This is a genomic window from Sphingomonas degradans, from assembly GCF_053502645.1.
This window is the reverse complement of record NZ_CP177172.1, coordinates 3,485,775-3,508,426: the sequence shown is the minus strand read 5'-3', so window position 1 is coordinate 3,508,426 and position 22,652 is coordinate 3,485,775. Positions and strand designations below refer to the sequence as shown.

Sequence of the window (22,652 nt, the reverse complement as noted above, 5' to 3'; positions counted from 1 at the left end):
GCAGCCGCCTTTTCGCGCTTCGCGCCTTCGCGTGCGACAACCTTCTCTGCGCCCCTGCGCGAACCCCTATCTTCTTGCCAGCGACAGGCGGGCAAGCATCCCACCTGCCCGCCGCCGACGCGATCAGTGGACGAACCGCGCCACCACGTCGCGATAGGACCGCGACACCTTCACCTGCGCGCCCGAATTGAGCACCAGGAAACACTCGCCATTGGTGTGCGGCTTGACCTGTTTGACGAGGTCGAGGTTGACGATCGTCGAGCGATGCACGCGCTGGAACCGGCGCGGATCGAGCCGCTTTTCCAGGTCCTTCATCGTCTCGCGCAGGATCAGCGTGTTGTCGCCGGTATAGATGCACATGTAATCGCCCGCCGCATCGATCCGCTCGATCGTGTCGACATCGACGCGGAAGATCTGTCCGCGATCCTTGATGTTGATGAGCTTTTCAAAGCGGTTGGACGCCATTTCGCCGGCATCGGCGCCCGCCATTTCCTCTGCGGCGTCGGGCGCCACTTCGGCGAGCACTTCCTTCAGCTTCTCGACTTCCTCGACCCCCCGCTTTTCGGCGAGGCGCTGGCGGACGCGGTCGAGCGTGTCGGCCAGCCGGGCAGGTTCGACCGGCTTCATAAGATAATCCATCGCCTGCGCTTCGAAGGCACGGATGGCGTGGTCGGAATAGGCGGTCACGAAGACGAACAGCGGCGGTTCGACTTCCATCAGCCCCTGAACGACGGAAAAGCCGTCGAAACCGGGCATCTGGATGTCGAGAAACACGAGGTCGGGCTTGTGGGTCTTGATGGCACGGATGGCCTCGCGGCCGTTGGAGCATTTGTCGATGATTTCGACATCCTCGTGCTCCTGGAGCCGGAGTTCCAGTCCCTGGATCGCCAGGGGTTCGTCGTCGACGAGGATGGTTCGGATTGTCATGCGGCCTCTCGGTTGGGTTCCTCGAGTTGGAACGGGATTTCGATCTCAACGCTGAACCCCTGCCCCGGGTTCGCGCGCGTCTCAAAACGGTGGTCAGGCCCAAAGGCCTGCGCCAGCCGCTCTCTGATATTGGCGAGCCCCACGCCGGTTGAAAGAGTCGGCCTCGGCTTCATTTCGATCAATCCCGGGCCGGTGTCCGATACGGCGATCTGCACCCGTTCTCCGGTGAGCCGAGCCGAAACGGTGATATCGGCGCCCTCTTCCTGGGGGGTGACCGCATATTTGATGGCGTTTTCGACCAGCGGCTGGAGCAGCAGCGACGGCAGCCGCGCCTTGGAACAGCGCGGATCGATGTCGAAATGCGGGCGCAGCCGCTCCTCGAATCGCATCTTCTCGATTTCGAGATACAGCTGGAGCGTCTCGACCTCCTGCGCCAGCGTGACGTGCGCGGTCGGTTCGTTCGCCAGCGTATAGCGCAGGAACGACGACAGCCGGCTCAGCATCACGTTCGCGCGCTCGGTCTGCTTGAGCAGCACCAGCGTCGAGATCGAATTGAGCGTGTTGAACAGGAAATGCGGATTGAGCTGGTAGCGCAGCATCGCCAGCTGGGCATGGCTGGCCTGGCTTTCCAGCGCGCGCATCTGATCGATCTGCTGCTCGACGATCAGGTAGAAATTGATGCCGAAATACAGCGCCGACCAGCCCGCCAGCACGGTGAAGTTGAGGAACAGCGCCGCCAGCACCAGCGGCACGTCGATCCCCGGCTGGGCGTTCTTGACGAACGAGACGGTGAAGGCGTCGAGCACGGCGTAGATCACCGTCGCGATCGCCAGCGTGCCGAGCGTCAGCAGTACGCCGCTGATCCGCGGCAGCCGGCGGTAAACGCCATACAGGGTGGAAAGCAGCAGCGTCAGGCAATAGCCGACGATCGATTCGATGATCGCGGCGATGATCCGCTCGACCGAAATCTCGTTCGAGATGCTCGATACGGTGCGCAGCAGCAGATAACCGCTCCACCCCGCCGCCTGGAGGATCCAGAAGGCGCGCGCCTTGTCCTCGAAAAAGGGGCGCGACAGCAGCCCCGGGTCCTTGATGGTGCGCGGCATCAGCCGCTTTACGGGATCTACTGCTCTTGCCACCCGGGTCCTCTACCACTGGCGGCTATAGCGGGCAAAGAGGGCGTAGGTTCCCTGGCACAAACGAAAACCGCCGCCCCATCGCTGGGGCGGCGGCTTCGTCTAGGTGCTTGGTGCGAAGGCTTAGAAGCCGACGACCAGCGTTCCCATGAACGTGCGCGGATAGCCGATCTGGCTGTTCGGCACGCTGCCATAGGAGGTGATCGCAGTGCCGGTCGCGTTGTAGGTCGGGCCCTGGTTCAGCGCGCCGTTGCCGCTGTTGATGCTGCCCACCCACAGCTTGTTGAACACGTTGAGCACGTTGAGCTGGAAATAGGTCTGGTCGTTCAGACCGGCCCAGCCCAGCGGCACGCGCGCATCGACGTTCATCAGCGTGTAGGCCGGGGCCTTCGCGCTATAGACCTGATAGGTCGTGCCATTCACGATCTGACGTGCCGGCTCGTTGGTGTCGTACAGGTAGCGCGGACCGGTGCGCTTCACGTTCATGCCCAGCGAGACATAGTCGAGATCGACCGTCGCGCCGCCGCCGAAGGTGTAGACCGGAGCGTTCGACTCACGCTTGCCCTTGGTCGGGGCATACACGACCGTGCCGATAGGGCCCAGCGTGCCGGCTGCCGTGGTGCGGAACACCTCCACATTGTCCTGAATCTCCGAGTGGAGATACGAACCAAAGGCATAGACGCTGAGCTGGCGCACCGGCGAATAGGCGATCGTGCCGTCGAAGCCGTACTTCTTCACGCGGCCCAGGTTGCGATAGACCGACTTGTCCAGCTCGGGATCGTAGGACGATGCCAGGCGGTTCTTGTAGTTGGTGTACCATGCCGAGAGCTGGACCTGGAGCTGCGACGAGCGATAGCGCACGCCGAGGTCGAAATTGTCCGTGGTTTCCGGCTTCGGGTTCGCCTTGTCGGTCGTGCGGACGAAGTAGAAGGAATTGTACAGGTTGTCCGTGCCCGGAACCTGGATGCCGGTCGAGTAATTGCCGAACACGTCGACCTTGTCCGTCACCGACCAGGTATAGCCGAAGTTGGGCAGGATCTTCTTGTAGTTGAAGATACGCTGCTGCGGCCCCTGGGTCGGGAAGGTGCAGACCGCCGGCGTGCCGGTGCAGGTCGCGCCCTGTGCCGCTGCCACGCTGGCGCCGACCGTCTGGGTCGGGGTGCCGGCGAGCCATGCGGCCAGACCGGTGGTGTCGCTGCCGAAGCACTCGACAAAGCCCGATGCGCTGGACGTGGCGCAATAGTTGGTCAGGTTGCGACGGAAGAACGGGGCACGGATGCCGGCGTTCACGCGGAACGTGTTGTCGAAGAACGCGCCGCGATATTCGGCTGCGACCTGATGCAGGATCGCGAACGACAGGCGATCGCGCTTCTGGAGCACGCGGCCGTTTGCGTCGGCGACCGGATCGTTGACCGGGAACACGTCGAACGGCTTGCCGTTGAGCTGAAGATAGCCGGTCTCACCCGTCTGACGGTGGCGCGCACGGTCATAGGTGTAGGCGAGGCGGATGCTCTGGTCGGGGGTGATTTCGTAGCGGAGCGACGAGATCACGCCGATGCGCTGCGTCTGCGTCTGGCTGGGCGCCAGCAGGCGGACCGTGTCGAGCAGGTCACCGTCGCCGTTCAGGTCGCGACCGAAATAGGGAACGCCGCCGATATAGCCGGTCTGGCAGTTCACCGTAGCGCTGTTCGCGGTGGTGTTGCAGTTGGCAGCGCCGCCCGACGGGAAGACGTCGCGGCGCGCTTCCTGCGCCACCACGGTGCCGCCGCCATTGGCCTTCACGTACTGGAAGCTCGGATCGACCGAGAGGACGAGGCCGTCGGCCAGCGTGAAGCGCGACGCGCCGCGGATGTTGCCGGTGTTCGAAGGATTGAAACGCTCGTCGAAGATCGAACCGCAGCTGTTGGCCGCCTGCGCGCCCGGGCCCGAGACCTGGTTGGTCTGGCACGGTGCGACGGTGTAGTGCGCCTCATCGCGCGTCAGCGGGAAGCGGTTCGACGAGTTGGGACCAACCACGCGGCTGCCGGTGACGGCGGCGGTGTCGGTACGCAGCGGCACCGAACCCTGGAAGTTGTTGCGGTTCTCGTTGTAGTGGCCGGCGAGGCTGATGAAGTCGCCGTTGTTGCCCAGCGACTGATAGATGCGGGCGTTATACTGCTGCTTCTCGATCTGCGAATCCGGGTTGGCCGGCGAGCGGTTGCGCGCGGTGCTGGCCGAGAACCAGGCGCGGGTGCCGAACGGGCCGAACTCGCCGGTGTTGACCAGGCCGAAGATGCGGAAGAAGTCGAAATCGCCTGCCGAGCCGGACAGCTTGACGCCGAAATCCTTGGTCGGGACGATCGAGCGATAGTTGACGGTCGAACCGGTGGCCGATGCGGTCGGGCTGTCGACGTCGGTCGAGCCGAAGTTGACATTGACCTGTTCGATCAGCTCGGGGTCGAGCTGCTGGTTGCCATAGATCGCATAGCCGCCCGAGTCGTTCAGCGGAACGCCGTCAAAGGTCTGGCTGATGCGGGTCGAATCGAAACCGCGGATGCTGAGCGAGCCGCCCGACGAGCCGAACGGATCGTTGTTCTGGAAGCTGACGCCCGGAAGCTGGTTGATCGTTTCGTTGATCGACTGGCCGGGAGCCTGGCGGTTGATGAATTCCGAGGTCAGCACGCCGCGCGACTTCGAGGTGTCCGGAACGACGATGCCGTTGACGCCATTGTCGGCGCGCGCGCCGGTGACGACGATCTCGGTGCTTTCTTCAGCATCGATCGTGCCCGACGACTGCGCATAGGCGCTCGCGGGTAGGATAAGCGCGGCAAAAGCCACGCCTGCAAAAAGTTTGGTGCGCATTGTAGTCCCCTTACGGTGTGCTTTTTTCGTGCACGTAATCATGCGGTGCGGTTCACCGTCGCCGCCGCCCTTGCTCGTCATTTATGTCGAAGCGATGACAGTCAATCCGCCCTTGCGGCAGACCCCCTGTTCACCTGCGATTCAGCTTTGTTGCGTTGCAAAAAAGCATCACTGTGCTGCGGCGTAGATCGCGTTCCAGTCGGCCTCGGAAATGACGGGAATCCCCAGTTCCGCAGCCTTTTTCAGCTTGGAGCCCGCGCCCGGGCCGGCGATCACCAGGTCAGTCTTGGCCGAAACCGACCCCGCGACGCGCGCGCCGAGCAACTCGGCCTGCGCCTTTGCCTCGTCGCGGCTCAGCGACTCGAGGCTGCCGGTGAACACCAGCGTCTTGCCGCTGACGTCCGACGCGCGGGTTTCCTGGACGAAGGCGGGCGGCGTGACCTGGGCCAGCAGATCGTCCCATGCTGCGCGATTGTGCGGTTCGTGGAAGAAGTCGGCCAGCGCATGGCCCACCGCCGCGCCGACATTCTCGACGCCGATATGCTCGGCGATCGCCTTGTCGAGCCGGGCCTGGAACTTCGGCGGAAGCTCGCCCAGCACCGGCAGGGTCGCATCGCGCAGCGCGATGAGTTCGTCCGCCAGCGCCTGCACCGCGTCGAGCTTGGCATAGCGTTTGAGCAGGTCGCGCGCAGTGACGGCGCCGACATGGCGGATGCCGAGGCCGAATAACAGCCGCACCGGATCGGGCGCGCGCTTCGCCTCCACTGCGGCGAGCAGATTGTCGACCGACTTGTCCTTCCACCCCTCGCGACCGAGCAGGTCGTCGCGGTGCGCCGCCAGGCGGAAGATGTCGGCGGGCTCGGCGATCCAGCCCAGTTCCAGGAACTCCTGCAGCGTCTTCTCGCCCAGCCCCTCGATGTCGAGCGCGCCCCGGCTGACGAAGTGCCGCAGCCGCTCCAGCCGCTGCGCCGGGCAGATCAGCCCGCCGGTGCAGCGATAATCGACTTCGCCTTCCTCACGCACCGCTTCGGAGTGGCAGATGGGGCAGCGTTGTTCGAAGACATAGGGCGCGCGCGGCTCGTCGCGCGTCAAATTCTCGACGATCTGGGGGATCACGTCGCCGGCGCGCTGGAGCACCACGCGGTCGCCGGGGCGTACGCCCAGCCGCTCGATCTCGTCGGCATTGTGTAGCGTGGCGTTGGTGACGACGACACCGCCCACGCTGACCGGTTCCAGCCGCGCGACGGGAGTGAGCTTGCCGGTGCGGCCGACCTGGATGTCGATCCGCTCCAGCGTGGTCTGCGCGCGTTCGGCGGGGAATTTGTGCGCCAGCCCCCAGCGCGGCGCGCGCCCGACAAAGCCCAGCCGCGCCTGCCAGTCGAGCCGGTCGACCTTGTACACCACGCCGTCGATGTCGAACGGCAGGTCGGCGCGCTGCGCCTCGATCGCGCGATACTGGTCCAGCGCGGCCTCGACCTGCGGGCATTCGATCAGCAGCGGCGATACCGGAAATCCCCAGCGGGCCAGCGCCTGCATCACGCCGAACTGGCTGTCGGCGGGCAGCGTCTCCGACTCGCCCCAGCCATGCGCGAGGAAGCGCAAGGGGCGGCTGCGGGTGACCTCCGGGTCCTTTTGTCGCAGCGATCCGGCGGCGGCGTTGCGCGGATTGGCGAACTGGCGCGCCGTGGCGGGGTCGGCGGCCTCGGCGGCCAACCGGGCATTGAGCGCGAGGAAATCGTCCTTCGCCATATAGACTTCGCCGCGCACTTCGAACAGCGCGGGGGCCTCGGGCGGGAGCGTCTGGGGGATGTCGGCTATGGTGGCGACGTTGGCGGTGACATTCTCGCCGACCTGCCCGTCGCCGCGCGTGGCGGCGAGCACCAGCACGCGATCGACATAGCGCAGCGAACAGGAGAGCCCGTCGATCTTGGGCTCCGCCGTCAGCGCCACGGGCTCGCTCTCGCCCAGCGCCAGGAAGCGTCGCACGCGGGCAAGGAACTCGACCACATCGGTGTCGGCGAACCCGTTTTCCAGGCTGAGCATCGGGCGGGCATGGGGCACCTTGGCCAGATGCCCCGCCGGCGCGGCGCCGACATGCTGCGAGGGCGAATCGGGACGGACCAGCGCCGGGAACGCCGCCTCGATCGCGGCATTGCGGCGGACCAGCGCGTCGAAATCGGCGTCGCTGATCTCGGGCGCATCGTCGGTGTGATAGCGCGCATTATGGTGCGCGATCTCGGCGGCGAGCCGGGCGAGTTCGGCGGCAGCGGCTTCGGCGGTCAGGGGGAGATCGGCGGTCATGCCGCCGGGTTAGGGGAGGCGCCCCCACCGGATCAAGCTTGATCGCAGCGCCGCGCGCGCCGACATGGCAAGGATGGGTATGCTGAAACGCGGGATTCGTTGGGGTCTTGCGATCCTTTTGTGGCTGGTCGTGGCGCTGTGCCTGCTGGTGACGGTGGCGCCACCGTTCCTGGACCGGGTCTATTACGAAGGACCGGTGACTGGCCATTATGACGGCGCGCGCTTCTTCAACCCGGATGGCGACGATATCCTGCCGCCGGGTACGAACCGCTTCACCTTCCTGTGGAATCGGTTCGTGATGCCGTCGGATCGACCGGCCTGGCCAGAGCATGTCGCCGTCCACCGGATGCCGGTGGTGCCGCGCGTCGAAGGCGCGGCGATGCGCGCGACCTGGGTGGGGCACGCGACGCTGCTGGTGCAGACCCAGGGGCTGAACATACTGACCGATCCGGTGTGGAGCAACCGCGCGGGGCCGCTGGGCGTGGGCCCGCAGCGGGTGGCGGCGCCGGGCATCCGGTTCGAGGATCTGCCCCGGATCGACCTCGTGCTGGTGAGCCATGACCATTATGATCACATGGACCTGGCGACGCTGCGCCGGTTGTGGGCCCGCGACCGGTCGCTGATCGTCACGTCGCTGGGGAACGACCGCGTGATCGCTGGCGCCGGCGTGCCCGCCCGCGCTCTCGACTGGGGACAGCGGGTGGCGGTGCGGCCGGGCATCGACGTGGTGGTGACGCGCAACCATCATTGGGGTAGCCGAACGTTCGCCGATCGCAACCGGGCGCTGTGGTCCAGCTTCGTCGTGACGCTGCCGGGCGGCAATTTCTTCTTTGCAGGCGATACGGGCGCGGGTGACCTGCGCTGGCCGGCAGAGGCGCGCGCGCTGGGGCCGATCCGGCTGGCGGCGCTGCCGATCGGCGCGTTCCGCTTCAATCCCGGCCAGATGGCGAACGGCAATCACATCGGTCCGCCCGACGCGATCCGGGTGTGGCAGGAACTGGGGCGGCCCCGGACCATCCCGATCCACTGGGGCACCTTCCGCCTTTCCGACGAAGGCTATGACACGCCGCCGCGCCTGTTGGAGACGATGCTGCGCTGTGCCCGCACCGATCCGGCGCGCTTTGCCGCGGTGCCGATCGGGGCGCCGGTAGAGATTGCCGCCACGGCCGACGCTGCAGCCGCCCCGGCGCCCGACATGGCGGGCATTGCGGCGTGCGGGCGTGCGGGGCGATACGACGCGCTGCGCTAGGCGCGCGCGTCCCGTTTCCGGTGCGGGGGTTCCGCACGCGATGCTTGAAGCGAGCCCGGCGGCGGCGCTAAAGCTGCGCGCGGGGAAGGGGGCCCAGGCCAGATGCACGATCGCGCGCTGCGCGCACCACGCCGGTATGAAGCGACGCTCGACCGTGCCGGATGGGCGCTGGCGGCGGGCAGCGGAATCGTGGGCGTGCTCGCGGGCCTTTTGCTGGCGATCGGCGGACGGCAGGATTTCGCTACGCTGGCGGTGGGCGCGATGGTGGGCGCGTTGTTCGGGGGCATAGCGATCACTGCGGTTGCCGCGCCGCTATGGCTGGTGCTGCACGTCGCGGGGATGCGCCGCGCCCGCCACGCTGCGGGCGTGGGGGCATTCACGGCGATGGCGATCTTCGTCGGGGCGCAGACCTATGGCTTCGGGCTGGCCGAAATGCCTGCGCTCGACAGCCGCACCTGGATGTTCCGCTGGGCCAGCGCCGTCGCATCGAGCGCGCTGGTGGCGGTGGTCGCCGCACTGATCGGCATCGTCATGTGGCGGATCGCCTATCGGCGGCAGGTTTAACCCACCGGTTACGCCGGGCAGGCGCCAAGGCGAGTGCCCTTTGCCTGCACCTTGAACGCGACAAAGCCGGGCGCGCCCTTGGTGCCGCTCTGCTGCTCCAGCAGGATGTCGAATCCGGTCGGCGTGCTGGTGCCCGCGGCAAGGATGCGCGTGGCGAGGGACCCTTCCTTCTTGCAGGTCAGGTCGGCGTTGATGCGGCCCTTTGCCAGATCGTAGCGCGCGAAGCGGCAGGTGCCGGCGACCTTTTCGAGCTTTTCCAGGTCGAGCGGCTTGAGGTCCTTTTCGGTGCGGCACGCGGTGGTATCCTGCGACTGGCGCTGGATCGCGTCCTGCTGGGCCTTCTGCGCCTCGGGCGTGTCGGCGTCGATGTCGGCGGAAAGGATGCGGATCTGCTGGCGCCATTGCCCCGGCTGTACCGCCGTCTTGGCGCGCGCCGCCTTAATCAGCCGCGAGACCTGATCGGTATCGACGTCGGTGACATGGATCTCACCCGTCTCTGCGGCCTGTTTCTCCGCGGCGGACTGGCATCCGGCTAGAAGCAGGGCCGTGGCGGAGAGAAGCATCGTGGTGCGCATCGCGATAGAGTTCCCGAACAGGGTGGCAGCCCGCCCTGTGCGGCGAATGGCGCGCATTTGCAACGCTCTGGATGCCGCCGTCCGCGATTGCGGCGGACGCGCCGGCACCCCATATTCGCGCCGATGGCCATCCAGATCCGCACCAACCTGAACGAGCCCGACACCGGGCAGAGTTTTGTCCCGCATCGCCCCCAGCGGCCCGAAAAGGTCGAGGGGGGCAAGCGTTTCAAGCTGGTGAGCGAATATGAGCCCTCGGGCGACCAGCGCTATGCGATCCCCGAACTCGTCGCGCAGGCGGCGGCGGGCGAGCGGGACCAGGTGCTGCTGGGCGTCACGGGCTCAGGCAAGACCTATACAATGGCCAAGGTGATCGAGGAGTTGCAGCGCCCGGCGCTGATCCTGGCGCCGAACAAGATCCTCGCCGCCCAGCTTTATGGCGAGTTCAAGAGCTTTTTTCCCGAGAACGCCGTCGAATATTTCGTCAGCTATTACGACTATTACCAGCCCGAGGCCTATGTGCCGCGATCGGATACGTATATCGAGAAGGAAAGCTCGGTAAACGAGGCGATCGATCGGATGCGGCATTCGGCGACACGATCGCTTCTGGAGCGCGACGATGTCATCATCGTCGCGTCGGTTTCGTGCCTGTACGGCATCGGATCGGTCGAAACCTATTCGGCGATGATCTTCGACCTCAAGAAAGGGCAGGTGGTCGACCAGCGCGAAGTGATCCGCAAGCTGGTGGCGCTGCAATACAAGCGCAACGACGCGGCGTTCACGCGCGGTGCGTTCCGCGTGCGCGGCGACAGCCTGGAGATTTTCCCGTCGCACTATGAGGACACCGCCTGGCGGATCAGTTTCTTCGGCGACGACATCGAGGAAATTACCGAGTTCGATCCGCTGACCGGCAGCAAGGTCGCGAACCTGGATTATGTCCGCGTCTATGCGAACTCGCACTATGTGACGCCGGGACCCACACTGAAACAGGCGATGGAGGGCATTCGCCACGAGCTGACCGAGCGGCTGAAGGAGCTGGAGGCCGAGGGCAAGCTGCTCGAGCACCAGCGGCTGGAGCAGCGCACGAACTTCGACCTGGAGATGATCGCGGCGACCGGCAGCTGCGCGGGGATCGAGAATTACAGCCGCTTTCTCACCGGGCGCATGCCGGGCGAGCCGCCGCCCACGCTGTTCGAGTATCTGCCGGAAAACGCGCTGCTGTTCGTCGATGAGAGCCACCAGACGATCGGCCAGATCAACGGCATGTCGCGCGGCGACCACAAGCGCAAGATCACGCTGGCCGAATATGGCTTCCGCCTGCCTTCGGCGATCGACAACCGACCGCTGCGTTTCAACGAATGGGACGCGATGCGGCCCCAGACCACCTATGTCTCGGCCACGCCGGGCAATTGGGAAATGGAGCAGACCGGCGGCGTCTTTGTCGAGCAGGTGATCCGCCCGACCGGGCTGATCGACCCGCCGGTGGAGATCAAGCCGGTCGAGGAACAGGTACAGGACCTGATCCAGGAATGCATGAAGACGACGGCGATGGGCTATCGCACGCTGGTCACCACGCTGACCAAGCGGATGGCCGAGGACCTGACCGAATATATGCACGAGGCGGGGGTCAAGGTCCGCTACATGCATTCCGACACCGAGACGCTGGAGCGCATCGAGCTGATCCGCGACCTGCGGCTGGGCGTGTACGACGTGCTGATCGGCATCAACCTGCTGCGCGAGGGATTGGACATCCCCGAATGCGGGCTGGTGGCCATTCTGGATGCGGACAAGGAAGGGTTCCTGCGGTCGGAAACCTCGCTGATCCAGACGATCGGCCGCGCCGCGCGCAACGTCGAGGGGCGCGTGATCCTGTACGCCGATCGCGTGACCGGCAGCATGGAACGCGCGCTGGCCGAGACGGGCCGCCGCCGCGAGAAGCAGGAAGCGTATAACACCGAGCACGGCATCACGCCGGCGACGATCAAGCGCAACATCGGCGACATCATCGCGCATGTCGCGTCGAAGGATCAGGTCACCGTCGAGATCGATGCCGACCGCCCGCACATGGTGGGCCACAATCTGCGTGCCTATATCGAGTCGCTGGAAAAGAAGATGCGCGACGCCGCTGCGAATCTGGAGTTCGAGGAAGCGGGCCGGCTGCGGGACGAGATTCGCGCATTGGAGGCCGAAGAACTCGGCCTTCCCGCCGACGAGCGCAAGGCGCCGGTCATGGGGCGGTCGAACGAAGGCAAGCCCGGCACACGAAAGACCCGATATGGCAAACAGACCAAGACGCGGATGGGTGGTCCGGGCGGGCGTTGATTCGCGAGGGAAATTCCCGAACTGTCGCATCTTTGACATACAGCCTCGGCACGGTGATACATCCACAACGGCTGCGATCGGGAAATATACTTAATGACGGTCGACCCGCGCGCGTGCTTTGGTGACGATGACGAGGTGCCGACTATGGCGTTGGTGGCGGAATTCTGTGCGGAACATCGCGCGCTCGAGGCGCAGGCTGCACAGCTGCTCGGCATCGTTTCCGGCGCTGCGCCCGATGCGGCGTCGATCGCGGCCATCCGCTGGCGCATGGTGCAGGCATTGAGCGACCATTGCTCGCGAGAGGATCTGGCGGTCTATGACTGGCTGATAAGCTCGGGCGACGCCGCTGCGATCAGCGTCGCGTGGCGGTTTCGCGAAGAATATGGGCGGCTGGCGACCGAGTTCGCCCGCTATATCGCCGAATGGTCGGTAGGGCGCATCGCCAGCGAATGGCCCCTGTTCCGCGTCGAAAGCGAAGCGATCGTGGCGCGGCTTGCCGAGCGGATTGCACGCGAGGAAACGGTGCTGTTCCCCGAAGCACGCCGCGTCCAGGCGCGCCGCGCCGCCTGATCCGGGCGGCGGGGCCACTGCCCGCCGGGTTGAGCCGTCGGGGTACTTCCCCCATAAGATACGGCATGCGTTCGAAAATGTACCCCTGGCTCGCTGCGGCGACCCTGTTCGCCGTGGCAGGCTGTGCCGCCATTCCCGAAGCGCCGCGCCCCGCCCCTCCCGTTCCGGTGCCCACGCCGACGCCGGCCCCGCCGCCGCCTGCGCCCAAGCTGTCGGCGGATTGGCGGGACTGGCCGCTGACGCCGGGAGGCTGGACCTATCGGCGCGATGCGCGGGGTAGCATCGCGCTGTTCGGACGTGGCGCCGCAGAGGCCGAACTTAGCCTGCGGTGCGATCTGGCAGGGCGGCGCATAACGTTGTCGCGGCGCGGCGCGGGCGTGGCCAGCAAGGCCGACGTGACGGTGCGCACGACCAGCCTGCTGCGCCCATTGACGCTGATGCCGACGGGAGGCGCCGCTGGCACGCTCGCCACCGAATTGCCTGCGCGCGATAGCGTGCTGGACGCCATGGGCTATAGTCGCGGGCGCTTCGTGATCGAAGGGGGCGGGTTGCCGACGCTGGTGGTACCCGCATGGGCCGAAATCCTGCGCGTGACCGAGGATTGCCGGGGGTAGCGCGACGCGCCGCAAAGCAGCGCCAAGACCTTGATGAATCGCACCATCGCGTGTGTAAAACAAGACTTGTTCTGCGACTCGGCTTGATTCACAACCATGGCGTGCCGATCGGCACAAAGGCTCTTCAACTAGCGAAAGGAGGTGATCCGATGTCTCATGGTTCAGCAATGGGGTCGGTTCAGTTCGTTCGGGAGACGCGCCGCTAAGCAGCAGGCACGGACGGAAGCCCTCCGTCCGTAGAGGCGAATGGGAGGTATCCTCCTCCAGTCAACATTCGCCGGCTTGCAGCGAAGCGGCCCGCATGGTCTCCCGGGCTGGAGCTTCCGGCCGCTGACCATGTCGGAGGTCGCCGGGCCCTTGGCGGGGCTCGGCGGCCTCTTTCATTTTGGAATGCGGTGCGCTCAGCCGCCGGGATGGATCGGCGTCGGCAGGGGAAGCCGCCCCACCTGGGCGCCGGCGATCAGGTCGCCCTGCATGATCGGCACGCCCAGCGCGCGCAGCCGATCGAATTCCCCGCGCGTCTCCACGCCTTCGGCAATCAGCAACATGCCGCCGGCATTGGCGACCTGTGCCACCTTTTCCACGACAAGCCGGCGGGACCAGCTGCTGCACAGGCGATGGACCAGCTCGGGCGCCAGCTTGATCGTGTCGGGCGTGAAGTGCGAAAGTAGCGCCAGGCCATTGTCCGCCGCGCCGAAATCGTCGAACGCGGCGCGAAAGCCGCGCTTCTGATAGGCTTGCACCAACGCTGTCATCTTGGCGCTTTCCAGATCGTCGCGCTCGCTGAACTCCAGCACGAGCTGGCGGTGCGGAAATCCCAGTCGGCGCACGATCCGCAGCATCCGTTCGGCATCGGCTTCCGGATCTTCGATGAAGGTCGGCATGACCTTTACCGCGAGCCGCGCCTGTCGCTCGATGATCCCGGCCTCCAGCGCCTGCTCGATCGCCGCGATCCGGCATCGCAGGTCGAAGGTCGGCAGCATTTCGGGCGTAAGTCCGGTTGCGTACTCGGCGACGCTTTCACCCTCCGGCCCGCGAAACAGCGCCTCATAGGCAATGATGCGCCCGGTGTCGGTGTTAACGACTGGCTGAAACGCCATGGTCAGCGTCCGCGTCGACCACGCATTTGGTGGCGCCGCTTCAGGACTACATGCCGCAACCGTCATACTCTAGCTCCGATACAACCTCCCTCGTCTTGTCATAATAGGACGAGCGAGACCGGAGTCGTGTGAACCGAGTCACTTAACCTGGATAGTCAGGTCCTTCCCGCCGCGCGCGCTCGACGAAACCGGCGCGTTCTTCTGGATCGCCTCCCATGCCTGTTCGGGACGGGGCAGGCCATTGAACGATGGATACACCAGCGTGCGATCCAGGTCGTGGAGGTACAGGCTGATTGCCGGCTCCTTGCCGTCCAGCGGAAATCCGGGCGTGACGTCGATCGTCCGCCCCGCGTCGGCGATGGCGAGCAGGTAGCGGCTGGTGCGCTCATCGCTGCGATAGACGCTGAATTCCTTGTTGGCAGCGCCTTCGCGGCACCAGGAGGTCGGCTCGGCGGACATCGGGGTTTCCGCCGTCTGCGCCTCCTCCGCCTTTTCGCTGGCCATGCTGGCGAGCACTGCGCCCATCAGCGCATCGGTCATGTCCGGTTTCTTGAGTTTGGCGCGCTTCGCGAAGGCGAGCGGGGGCAGCGCGCATGCGGCAATCGGGACCGCCGCCGGCGCGAGTGCCACTCCGGCGGGCCAGCCGATCGCGCCTATGACCGAATCCAGCCGCGCCTGGAGGGCATCGGGCGTCAGCGCGGTTGCACTGATGCGAAGCGCGACCAGCCACTCGCCCATCGGGAGGATTGCCAGCCCGGTGCTGCTGTACGGCGGCTTGGACGGCACATAGATTCGGCGCAGGCTATCTGCCGAAGCGCCAGCCGACCGCGAGAATGCCTGCGGCGCGCCGGTCGGCCTAGGGTCGCCATAAGTGCCGCGCTGCAGGATCTGCGTTTCCGCGCGGTCGAACCATATCGGCACGCTGTGCAGCGCCGGGCGGAACAGATACACGGTCACGACAACGTCTTTGATATCGCCGAACGTGGCATAGACGTCCAGTTCCGACTGGCTGTTGTCGCCCAGCTCGGTTCGGGCGAGCCCGGCCAGCGACGCGCGCAGGATCAGGCCGGTCTCGGCATGCTTCCACCCCGCCGTCGCCGGCACGCCCAGCGTGTGCTGCGCGGTGGCGGACGGCGCCCCCGCGATTGCGAGCGCCAACCCCGCCGCCAGGACAACAAAGTTCCGCATTTCGCCCTCTCCCCGTTTCTGCGGGCAGGCTAGTCCGGGCATGAGCAAGTGCAAGCAAGAAAAAGGGCCGGGGAATTGCTCCCCCGGCCCGCTTTCGTCGAAGTCTGCGCGCGTTACGCCAGCGCGGCCTTCAGGTCATCGACCAGGTCGGTCTTTTCCCAGGGGAAGAAATCGCCCTCAGGGGTGCGGCCGAAATGGCCATAGGCCGCGGTCTTCTTGTAGATCGGCTTGTTGAGGCCAAGATGGGTGCGGATGCCGCGCGGGGTAAGGCCGCCCAGCTTTTCGATGCCCATGATCGCCTGTTCGATCTTGTCGTCGCCGACGGTGCCGGTGCCGTGCGTGTCGACATAGAGCGACAGCGGCTGGGACACGCCGATCGCATAGGCGAGCTGGATCGTCACGCGCTGGGCCAGACCGGCTGCGACGATGTTCTTCGCCAGATAGCGCGTGATGTACGCCGCCGAGCGATCGACCTTGGTCGGGTCCTTGCCCGAGAAGGCGCCGCCGCCATGCGGGGCTGCGCCGCCATAGGTGTCGACGATGATCTTGCGCCCGGTCAGGCCTGCGTCGCCATCGGGGCCGCCGATTTCGAAGCTGCCGGTCGGGTTGATGTGATAGACGGTCTCGTCCGAAAGCAGCTCGGCCGGAAGAATGTCGGCAACGACCTTCTTCACATAGGCGTGGAGTTCGGCTTCCTTCTCGCCCTGGTCATAGCCCTTGCCATGCTGGGTCGAGACGACGATCGCGGTGCAGGCCACGGGCTTGCTGCCTTCGTAGCGCAGCGTGACCTGGCTCTTGGCATCCGGCTCGAGGAACGGCGCGGCGCCCGAGTGGCGATCCTCTGCCATGCGCGCGAGGATGCGGTGGCTGTAGTACAGCGTCGCCGGCATCAGCTCGGGCGTGTCGTCGGCGGCATAGCCGAACATGATGCCCTGGTCGCCGGCGCCTTCGTCCTTGTTGCCGCTGGCATCCACGCCCTGGGCGATATGCGCCGACTGGGGGTGGAGATTATTCTCGAAGCGCAGCGTCTCCCAGTGGAAGCCGTCCTGCTCGTAGCCGATCTCGCGCACGGTATCGCGGACGGCCTTCTCGACCTCTTCCCGGACGCCGGGCGCCCAGTTGCCGGCTTCGTCCATGATGCCCTTGCCGCGGATTTCGCCGGCCAGCACGACGAGCTGGGTGGTGGTCAGCGTCTCGCAGGCGATGCGCGCTTCCGGGTCCTTGGACAGGAACAGGTCGACGATCGCGTCCGAAATCTGGTCGGCAACCTTGTCGGGATGGCCCTCAGAGACCGACTCGGACGTGAAGAGATAATTGGAACGCATGGTTTTCCTCTAAGCAATAGGGAAGGAAGCAGGCCGTTGCCATGCCATATAAAGCTTTCCTTATGTCTTGCCCCTAGCGACCGAAGCGACGGAGCGCAATCGCGAAGAAACACAGTAGTCCGACCGCGATCAGCGCCAGCGCGTTGCCGAGGCGTGCGAACAGCGTGGGCGGCAGCGGGCGGGGCAGGCGCAGTTCGATCGCGCCCTCCTGGCCCGCCGGAACTGATTCCAGCACACGCCCGTGCGCATCGATCACGGCGGAAATCCCCGTCGGCGTGGCGCGCAGGATCGGAAGCCCCTCCTCGATCGCGCGCAACTGCGCCTGCGCCAGATGCTGCGGCGGGCCCCAGCGGCCGAACCAGGCGTCGTTCGACGGGTTGAACAGGAAATCGGGCCGGTGCGCCCGATCGACGACCTGGCCGGAAAAGATGATCTCGTAGCACACCTGGATGCCGGCATTGCCGAAACCGGGCACGGTCAGCGCGCGGGGGCCGGGGCCGGGGACGAAATCGACATCGCCCATCACCAGCCGGGCCAAGCCCAGCGGTTCGAGCAGCGTGCGCATCGGCAGATATTCGCCGTACGGCACCAGATGCGCCTTGTCGTATCGCTCCCCGAGCATGCCCGCCGGATTGACCGTCCACACCGAATTGCCCGCGCCGCTCAGCTGGCCACGGGAATCGAACAACAGCGCGGTGCCGCCGACCAGTGCGGTATCCTGCGGCCCCAGCACGGCGGCGATGCGGGCGCGGACCCAGCGTGGATCGCCGCGGCCATAGAAGCGCGGATCGGGATAGCCGTCCTCGATATAGTAGTTCACCATCCCCTCGGGCCAGACCACCAGCCGGGGCACGGCGCCCGGCTTGCCGCTCCATTCGAGCAGCTTGGCGAGGGTGCGTTCGGGATAGTCGGGCGCGGCGACGTTATCCTGGCCGATATTGGGCTGGACCACGCGGACATGCGGGCGGCTCGCTTCCGCCGTATCGGGGGCACGCGGGAAATCGGCGGTGAGCAGCGCGGCGACGGCGAGCACCGGCACGCCGATCAGTAGCGGGCGGTACTGACGCTGGGCGGCGAGGAAGACCAGCCCGGCGATCGCCAGCGTGATGCCCGACAGCGCATAGGTGCCGGTCCAGGCGGCAAGCCCGGAGAGCGGGGTCGGCACCCAGATCACGCCCAGCGGGTTCCACGGATAGCCGGTGAACAACGTGCCGCGCAGCCACTCCGCCGCGATCCAGGCGGCGGCGGCGGCGAGGACATAGCCCAGATCGGGCTCGACCCACCCGGCGCGGTGGCGCACGCTGCGGGCGAACCGCCACGCCAGCCCCATCGCCAGCGCGGGATAGATCGCCAGGTACAGCGCCAGCAGCATCACCGCGAAATAGCCGAGCACCGGCGGCATCTTGTCCTGATAGTCGAAGGCGTGCTGGATCCAGTTGTTGCCCACGGTGAAATGGCCGACGCCGAACACCCATCCGCGCAGCAGCGCCGCGCGCAGCGTCGGCGCCTGATGCGTGAGTGCCAGCAGCACCGCGAAACACAGCAGCGTGACCGGCCACCAGCCGAGCGGGGCGAAACCAGTGGCGGACAACAGGCCCGCGGCGAGCGCGATCAGCAAGGGACGACGAAGCATGGGATCGGCCCTAACAAATCCTCCCAACCGTGGGGAGGATTTGTTAGGAGGCGCCATGGCGCTTCGTCCCTTTCACCTCGCGTTCCCGGTCCACGACCTTGCGGCGGCGCGTGGCTTCTACGGCGGCGTGCTCGGCTGCCCGGAGGGGCGATCGGCGGCGCAGTGGGTGGATTTCGACCTGTTCGGGCATCAGATCGTCGCGCATCTCGATCCCGGCGCGCGCGCCGTGGCCGTCAGCAATCCCGTCGATGGCCATGACGTGCCGGTGCCGCATTTCGGCGTGGTGCTGACGATGCCCGACTGGGAAGCGCTGGCGGCGCGGGTGGCGGCGGCGGGAGTGCCGTTCGGCATCGCCCCGCATGTCCGCTTCAAGGGGCAGGTGGGCGAACAGGCCACGATGTTTTTTCGCGACCCCAGCGGCAACGCGCTGGAGTTCAAGGCGTTTGGAGACGATGCAATGGTGTTTGCCCGCTGATGGCTGATCCGATCACGCTCGATATTCCGCACAAGCTGGGCCGGGAGGCCGTTCGTGCGCGGCTGGCCGGCGGGGTCGGCAAGCTGGCCGAGATGTTCCCCGGTGGCGGCCATGTAGAGCAGTCCTGGGACGGCGACGTGCTCCACTTCACCGTCAGCGCGATGGGGCAGAAGGTCGCCAGCCGGCTGGAGGTGTTCGAGGAACACGTCCATGCCGTGGTCGACCTGCCGCCGATGCTGGCGCTGTTCGCCGCGAAGATCCGCGAGAAGCTGGCGCGCGAGGCGCCGAAGCTCCTCGAATAGTTATTTCGCGGCGGTGGGGGCCGCGCCCGCCGGGGCGCTCACCCGCCAGATGCGGTTGCCGACATCGTCGGCTACCAGCAGCGCGCCGGTGGCATCGGTGATGACGCCGACCGGCCGGCCATGCGTCGTCTTGCCATCGGCACCCAGGAACCCGGTCAGCAGGTCGACCGGCTTGGCGCCCTTGGCCGGGAAGCCGTTGGTGCCGAAGGGGACATAGACGACCTTGTACCCCGACAGCGGCTGGCGGTTCCACGATCCGTGCAGGCCGATGAACGCGCCGTTGGCCCAGTTGCTGCCCAGCTTCGCGTCGGCGGCAAAGGCAAGGCCCAGCGGGGCGACGTGCGCGCCCAGCGCGAAATCGGGGCGCTTGGTATATTCGCGCAGGTCTGGGCGGCCCGGCGAGATGCGCTTGTCCTCATACCCGCCCCAGTAATTCCACGGCCAGCCATAAAAGGCGCCGAAATCCACCTGGGTCAGGTAGTCGGGCGGCATGTCCGAGCCGAGCATGTCGCGTTCGTTCACCACCGTCCACAGTGCGCCGCTGCGCGGTTCGAACGCCATGCCGTTGGGATTGCGCAGGCCCCAGGCATAGACGCGGCTGGACTTCGTTTCCGGGTTCACCTGGAGGATGACCGCGCGGGCGCCCTTGCTGGCATCGCCGCCCTCATAGATCGCGCCTTCCGCCGCCAGCCCGTTTTCGGCGATGTTCGACGACGATCCGACGCTCACGAACAGGCTCTTGCCGTCGGGCGCGGCGACGACGTTGCGCGCCCAGTGATTGCCGCCGCCCATCAGGTCGAGGATCTTCTCGGGCTTGGCCGTGATCTGCGTCTGGCCCGGCGTGAAGGGATAGCGCACCAGCGCATCGGTGTTGGCAACGTACAGCCACGGGCCGACCAGTGCCATGCCGGTCGGCGAATTGAGCCCGGCCAGCAGCACCGAGCGCTGGTCCGCCACGCCATCGCCATTGGTGTCGCGCAGCAGCGTGATGCGGTTGGGCGAAGGGACGTCGGCGCCCGCCTGACCCAGCAACAGCCCCATGATCCAGCCGGTGATCCCGCCGCCCGAACGCGGCGGCGAATTGGTCTCCGCGACCAGCACGTCGCCATTGGGCAGGCGGTACAGCCAGCGCGGATGTTCCAGCTTGTCGGCGAATGCCGCGACCTGGAGCCCCGCCGCCGCCGTCGGCTTCTCGCCCGCGGCCCAGCCGACCGGCTTGGCGATGCCCACCGTCGGAATATCCTGCGGCCGGGTGCTGCCCAGCTGGGGAATCGCGCCGGTGACGGCCTGTTCGCTCAGCCGCGCCTGGTCGGGCTTGCCCATCCACAGCACCACGCCGATGGCGGCAACTGCCAGAATCCCGAGGACGATCAGAATGCGCTTCAACATGATTATTCCTCGGGCTCGGCGTGCTTTGCCGGCGGGTGCAGGCGCAGGCGCGTGACCTTGCGCGAATCGCCTTCGACGACTTCCAGTTTCCAGCCGCTGGGGTGGTCCAGGCATTCGCCGGGCGCAGGAACATGGCCGGCAAGCACGAAGGCAAGCCCGCCCAGCGTGTCGATATCTTCCTCGACTTCGCCCAGCCGGGGATCGACCAGTTCGGCGACGTCCTCCAGCTCGGCACGGGCATCGGCTTCCCAGCCGCCGCCGTCGATCGGCACCAGCATCGCGGCCGGGGCCTCGTCATGCTCGTCCTCGATCTCGCCGACGATTTCCTCGATCAGATCCTCGATCGTGATCAGCCCCTCGGTCCCCGAATATTCGTCGAGCACCATCGCCAGATGGGTGCGCGAGCCGCGCATCTGGGCCAGCAGGTCGAGCGCGCCCATCGACTGGGGCACATAGAGCGGCTGTCGGATCAGCCCGGCGATGCTCGGCGGGTGCGGCGCGCCGGCGGCGAGGATGTTGAACACGTCCTTGATATGGACCATCCCGATCAGCGTATCGAGTTCGTCGCGGTACACCGGCAGGCGGCTGTGCCCGGCTTCGGCAAACAGCGCGACGAGATCGGCGAAGCTGGTCGCTTCGTCCACCGCGACGATATCCGCGCGCGGCACGCCGACGTCGCCGGCATCGCGCTCGCCGAAATGGAGCAGGTTGCGCAGCATCTGGCGCTCGATCGGGGCAAGGTCGCCGGCGGGGCCGCGACCCTTGCTTTCCTCATGCTCGTCGATCGCGTCCTCAAGCCGGTCGCGCAGCGTTTCGCCGTGATCGTCGCCGAACAGCAGGGTGCGGATTCCCCGCCATATTCCACCGTTCTCGTTCGTAGAGTCGCCTGTGGCGGTGCTACTGGGGCCGTCGGCCATGATAGTGTTCAGTCCTCGCGCACGGGGTACGGATCATGCAGGCCGAGCTGGTGGAGCGCGACGCGCTCCATTTCTTCCATCGCCTCGGCCTCGGCGTCCCCCATATGGTCATAGCCTAGCAGATGCAGCATCCCGTGGACAATCAGGTGCGTGGCGTGATCCTCCACCGAAACATCGCGCTCGATCGCTTCCGCCGCGCAGACGCCGTGCGCCAGCACGATATCGCCAAGCAGCACTTCGCCATCGTCGCTGTTCTGCGACACCGCCTCCAGCAGATCGGGCTGAATCATGGGGAAGGACAGCACGTTGGTGGGCTTGTCCTTGTCGCGATATTGCCGATTGAGCGTCTGGACCTCGTCGTCGGAAGTGAAGCGCACGGCGACTTCGATCGCGACCGGCCAGTCGAGCCATTCGGCATAGGGCGTCTGGCGGATCGCGATCTCCGCCGCGCGCGCGGCAAAGCTGTCCCAGTCGCCGCCCGCTGCGGGGGATTCGGGCCAGGGCGATTCGGGGAGGCCGGCAACGTCAAGCATCAGGCGAGGTCCGTATGAGAGAAATCATCGCCCTTGTAGAGCAGCTTTGCGCCATGGGCCTTGGTACAGGCATAGGCGAAGCAATCGCCCATGTTCAGCGCGGCGGGGTGGCCGGAGCGTTTGCCGAACCGGTGCCAGGAATCAAGCGCCAACGCGGACTCCCGCGCACCGATCGGCACCAGATCGAAGCGATTGGTATCGGCGAAATCGGCAACGATCTCCCTCGCCTTCACGGGCGAGGTTCCGAGCCGCCGCGCCAGTGCGACTGCGCTTTCCCACTGGCAGACGGGCGACCAGAGGCGGTCGGAATCCTGGTCGAGCCGATCGGCAAAGTGCTGCCAATCGTCTTCGCGCCCGACAAGCGCGACGATCGCGGAGGCATCGACGAACCAGGTCATGGCTCGTCCGAGAGCGAATCAAAGAAAGCCTTGTCCGCCGGAGGCCCAAGCGTGTCGGGCAGCGGATGCCGCTCCCAAAAATCGACCATGCGTTCGCGCAACGGGCGGCGATCCGGGGCCGGCGCCGCGCCGGCGCTGCGTTCCAGCTCATGGCGCAGTGCCAGCTTGACCGCCGCCGTCTTGGTAAGCCCGCGCTCGGCGGCGAGCCGCTCCGCCAGCGCGTTGGCTTCCTGGTCCTTGATGTACAGCGACGCCATCGAAACGCTCCGGTATATCCTTCAAGATAGCAAGGATAT

General features: G+C 66.3%; 21 protein-coding genes. 7 read left to right on the top strand and 14 right to left on the bottom strand.

The features are described from left to right. Positions 1-123: 123 nt before the first annotated feature. From ACG3SL_RS15980 to ligA, 4 genes are all read right to left on the bottom strand, one after another. Positions 124-927: a LytR/AlgR family response regulator transcription factor gene (locus ACG3SL_RS15980; protein ID WP_448662157.1), complete on the bottom strand. Its 804-nt coding sequence runs from the start codon at positions 925-927 to the stop codon at positions 124-126. After that, a complete protein-coding gene (locus ACG3SL_RS15975; RefSeq protein ID WP_448665149.1) occupies positions 924-2,033 on the bottom strand; it encodes a sensor histidine kinase in 1,110 nt (369 codons plus the stop codon). The genes ACG3SL_RS15980 and ACG3SL_RS15975 overlap by 4 nt, the downstream gene beginning before the upstream one ends. Positions 2,034-2,186: 153 nt before the next feature. After that, on the bottom strand, positions 2,187-4,904 hold the full coding sequence (locus ACG3SL_RS15970; protein WP_448662156.1) for a TonB-dependent receptor: 2,718 nt from the start codon (positions 4,902-4,904) through the stop codon (positions 2,187-2,189). Between the two features lie 168 nt (positions 4,905-5,072). After that, positions 5,073-7,205 (bottom strand): NAD-dependent DNA ligase LigA, encoded by a 2,133-nt coding sequence (ligA, locus tag ACG3SL_RS15965; RefSeq protein WP_448662155.1) that lies wholly within the window; start codon positions 7,203-7,205, stop codon positions 5,073-5,075. A gap of 73 nt (positions 7,206-7,278) precedes the next feature. Here ligA and ACG3SL_RS15960 point away from each other — a divergent pair, with 73 nt between their 5' ends. Both ACG3SL_RS15960 and ACG3SL_RS15955 read left to right on the top strand, forming a co-directional pair. Then, a complete protein-coding gene (locus ACG3SL_RS15960; protein WP_448662154.1) occupies positions 7,279-8,454 on the top strand; it encodes an MBL fold metallo-hydrolase in 1,176 nt (391 codons plus the stop codon). Positions 8,455-8,556: 102 nt separating this feature from the next. Next, positions 8,557-9,018 (top strand): hypothetical protein, encoded by a 462-nt coding sequence (locus ACG3SL_RS15955; RefSeq protein ID WP_448662153.1) that lies wholly within the window; start codon positions 8,557-8,559, stop codon positions 9,016-9,018. 8 nt (positions 9,019-9,026) lie between these two features. Here the strand turns inward: ACG3SL_RS15955 and ACG3SL_RS15950 are convergent, their stop codons facing one another. Continuing rightward, positions 9,027-9,593 (bottom strand): DUF3617 domain-containing protein, encoded by a 567-nt coding sequence (locus ACG3SL_RS15950; RefSeq protein ID WP_448662152.1) that lies wholly within the window; start codon positions 9,591-9,593, stop codon positions 9,027-9,029. A gap of 123 nt (positions 9,594-9,716) precedes the next feature. Between ACG3SL_RS15950 and uvrB the strand changes: the two genes are divergently transcribed. The 3 genes from uvrB (at position 9,717) to ACG3SL_RS15935 (ending at position 13,096) form a co-directional block, all read left to right on the top strand. Continuing rightward, positions 9,717-11,912, top strand: coding sequence for an excinuclease ABC subunit UvrB (uvrB, locus tag ACG3SL_RS15945; RefSeq protein ID WP_448662151.1), 2,196 nt, complete (start codon positions 9,717-9,719; stop codon positions 11,910-11,912). A gap of 93 nt (positions 11,913-12,005) precedes the next feature. Continuing rightward, complete coding sequence (locus ACG3SL_RS15940; RefSeq protein ID WP_448662150.1) at positions 12,006-12,482, top strand: hemerythrin domain-containing protein; 477 nt, start codon at positions 12,006-12,008, stop codon at positions 12,480-12,482. A gap of 65 nt (positions 12,483-12,547) precedes the next feature. After that, positions 12,548-13,096: a hypothetical protein gene (locus tag ACG3SL_RS15935; protein WP_448662149.1), complete on the top strand. Its 549-nt coding sequence runs from the start codon at positions 12,548-12,550 to the stop codon at positions 13,094-13,096. Positions 13,097-13,497: 401 nt separating this feature from the next. Here ACG3SL_RS15935 and ACG3SL_RS15930 read toward each other — a convergent pair whose 3' ends face one another. The 4 genes from ACG3SL_RS15930 to lnt form a co-directional block, all read right to left on the bottom strand. Then, complete coding sequence (locus ACG3SL_RS15930) at positions 13,498-14,262, bottom strand: EAL domain-containing protein (protein WP_448662148.1); 765 nt, start codon at positions 14,260-14,262, stop codon at positions 13,498-13,500. A gap of 72 nt (positions 14,263-14,334) precedes the next feature. Then, positions 14,335-15,384: a hypothetical protein gene (locus tag ACG3SL_RS15925; protein ID WP_448662147.1), complete on the bottom strand. Its 1,050-nt coding sequence runs from the start codon at positions 15,382-15,384 to the stop codon at positions 14,335-14,337. A 113-nt stretch (positions 15,385-15,497) separates the two neighbouring features. Continuing rightward, complete coding sequence (gene metK / locus ACG3SL_RS15920; protein WP_448662146.1) at positions 15,498-16,709, bottom strand: methionine adenosyltransferase; 1,212 nt, start codon at positions 16,707-16,709, stop codon at positions 15,498-15,500. 73 nt (positions 16,710-16,782) lie between these two features. Beyond that, the gene (gene lnt / locus ACG3SL_RS15915) at positions 16,783-18,342 is read right to left on the bottom strand and encodes an apolipoprotein N-acyltransferase (protein WP_448662145.1); all 1,560 of its coding nucleotides are present in this window, start codon (positions 18,340-18,342) and stop codon (positions 16,783-16,785) included. A 55-nt stretch (positions 18,343-18,397) separates the two neighbouring features. Here lnt and ACG3SL_RS15910 point away from each other — a divergent pair, with 55 nt between their 5' ends. Both ACG3SL_RS15910 and ACG3SL_RS15905 read left to right on the top strand, forming a co-directional pair. After that, positions 18,398-18,817, top strand: a complete 420-nt coding sequence (locus ACG3SL_RS15910; protein WP_448662144.1) for a VOC family protein — start codon at positions 18,398-18,400, stop codon at positions 18,815-18,817. After that, positions 18,817-19,119: a polyhydroxyalkanoic acid system family protein gene (locus ACG3SL_RS15905; protein ID WP_448662143.1), complete on the top strand. Its 303-nt coding sequence runs from the start codon at positions 18,817-18,819 to the stop codon at positions 19,117-19,119. Before ACG3SL_RS15910 ends, ACG3SL_RS15905 begins: the two co-directional genes overlap by 1 nt. Here the strand turns inward: ACG3SL_RS15905 and ACG3SL_RS15900 are convergent, their stop codons facing one another. From ACG3SL_RS15900 to ACG3SL_RS15880, 5 genes are read right to left on the bottom strand one after another with little or no spacing between them, the layout of a single operon-like run. After that, positions 19,120-20,508, bottom strand: coding sequence for a PQQ-dependent sugar dehydrogenase (locus ACG3SL_RS15900; protein ID WP_448662142.1), 1,389 nt, complete (start codon positions 20,506-20,508; stop codon positions 19,120-19,122). It lies immediately after the preceding gene. Between the two features lie 2 nt (positions 20,509-20,510). Next, a complete protein-coding gene (locus ACG3SL_RS15895) occupies positions 20,511-21,425 on the bottom strand; it encodes a hemolysin family protein (RefSeq protein ID WP_448662141.1) in 915 nt (304 codons plus the stop codon). Positions 21,426-21,433: 8 nt separating this feature from the next. Continuing rightward, on the bottom strand, positions 21,434-21,958 hold the full coding sequence (gene ybeY / locus ACG3SL_RS15890; protein WP_448662140.1) for an rRNA maturation RNase YbeY: 525 nt from the start codon (positions 21,956-21,958) through the stop codon (positions 21,434-21,436). Next, positions 21,958-22,356, bottom strand: coding sequence for a type II toxin-antitoxin system VapC family toxin (locus ACG3SL_RS15885; RefSeq protein ID WP_448662139.1), 399 nt, complete (start codon positions 22,354-22,356; stop codon positions 21,958-21,960). The genes ybeY and ACG3SL_RS15885 overlap by 1 nt, the downstream gene beginning before the upstream one ends. Then, a complete protein-coding gene (locus ACG3SL_RS15880) occupies positions 22,353-22,613 on the bottom strand; it encodes a type II toxin-antitoxin system VapB family antitoxin (protein WP_448662138.1) in 261 nt (86 codons plus the stop codon). The genes ACG3SL_RS15885 and ACG3SL_RS15880 overlap by 4 nt, the downstream gene beginning before the upstream one ends. Positions 22,614-22,652: the final 39 nt, after the last annotated feature.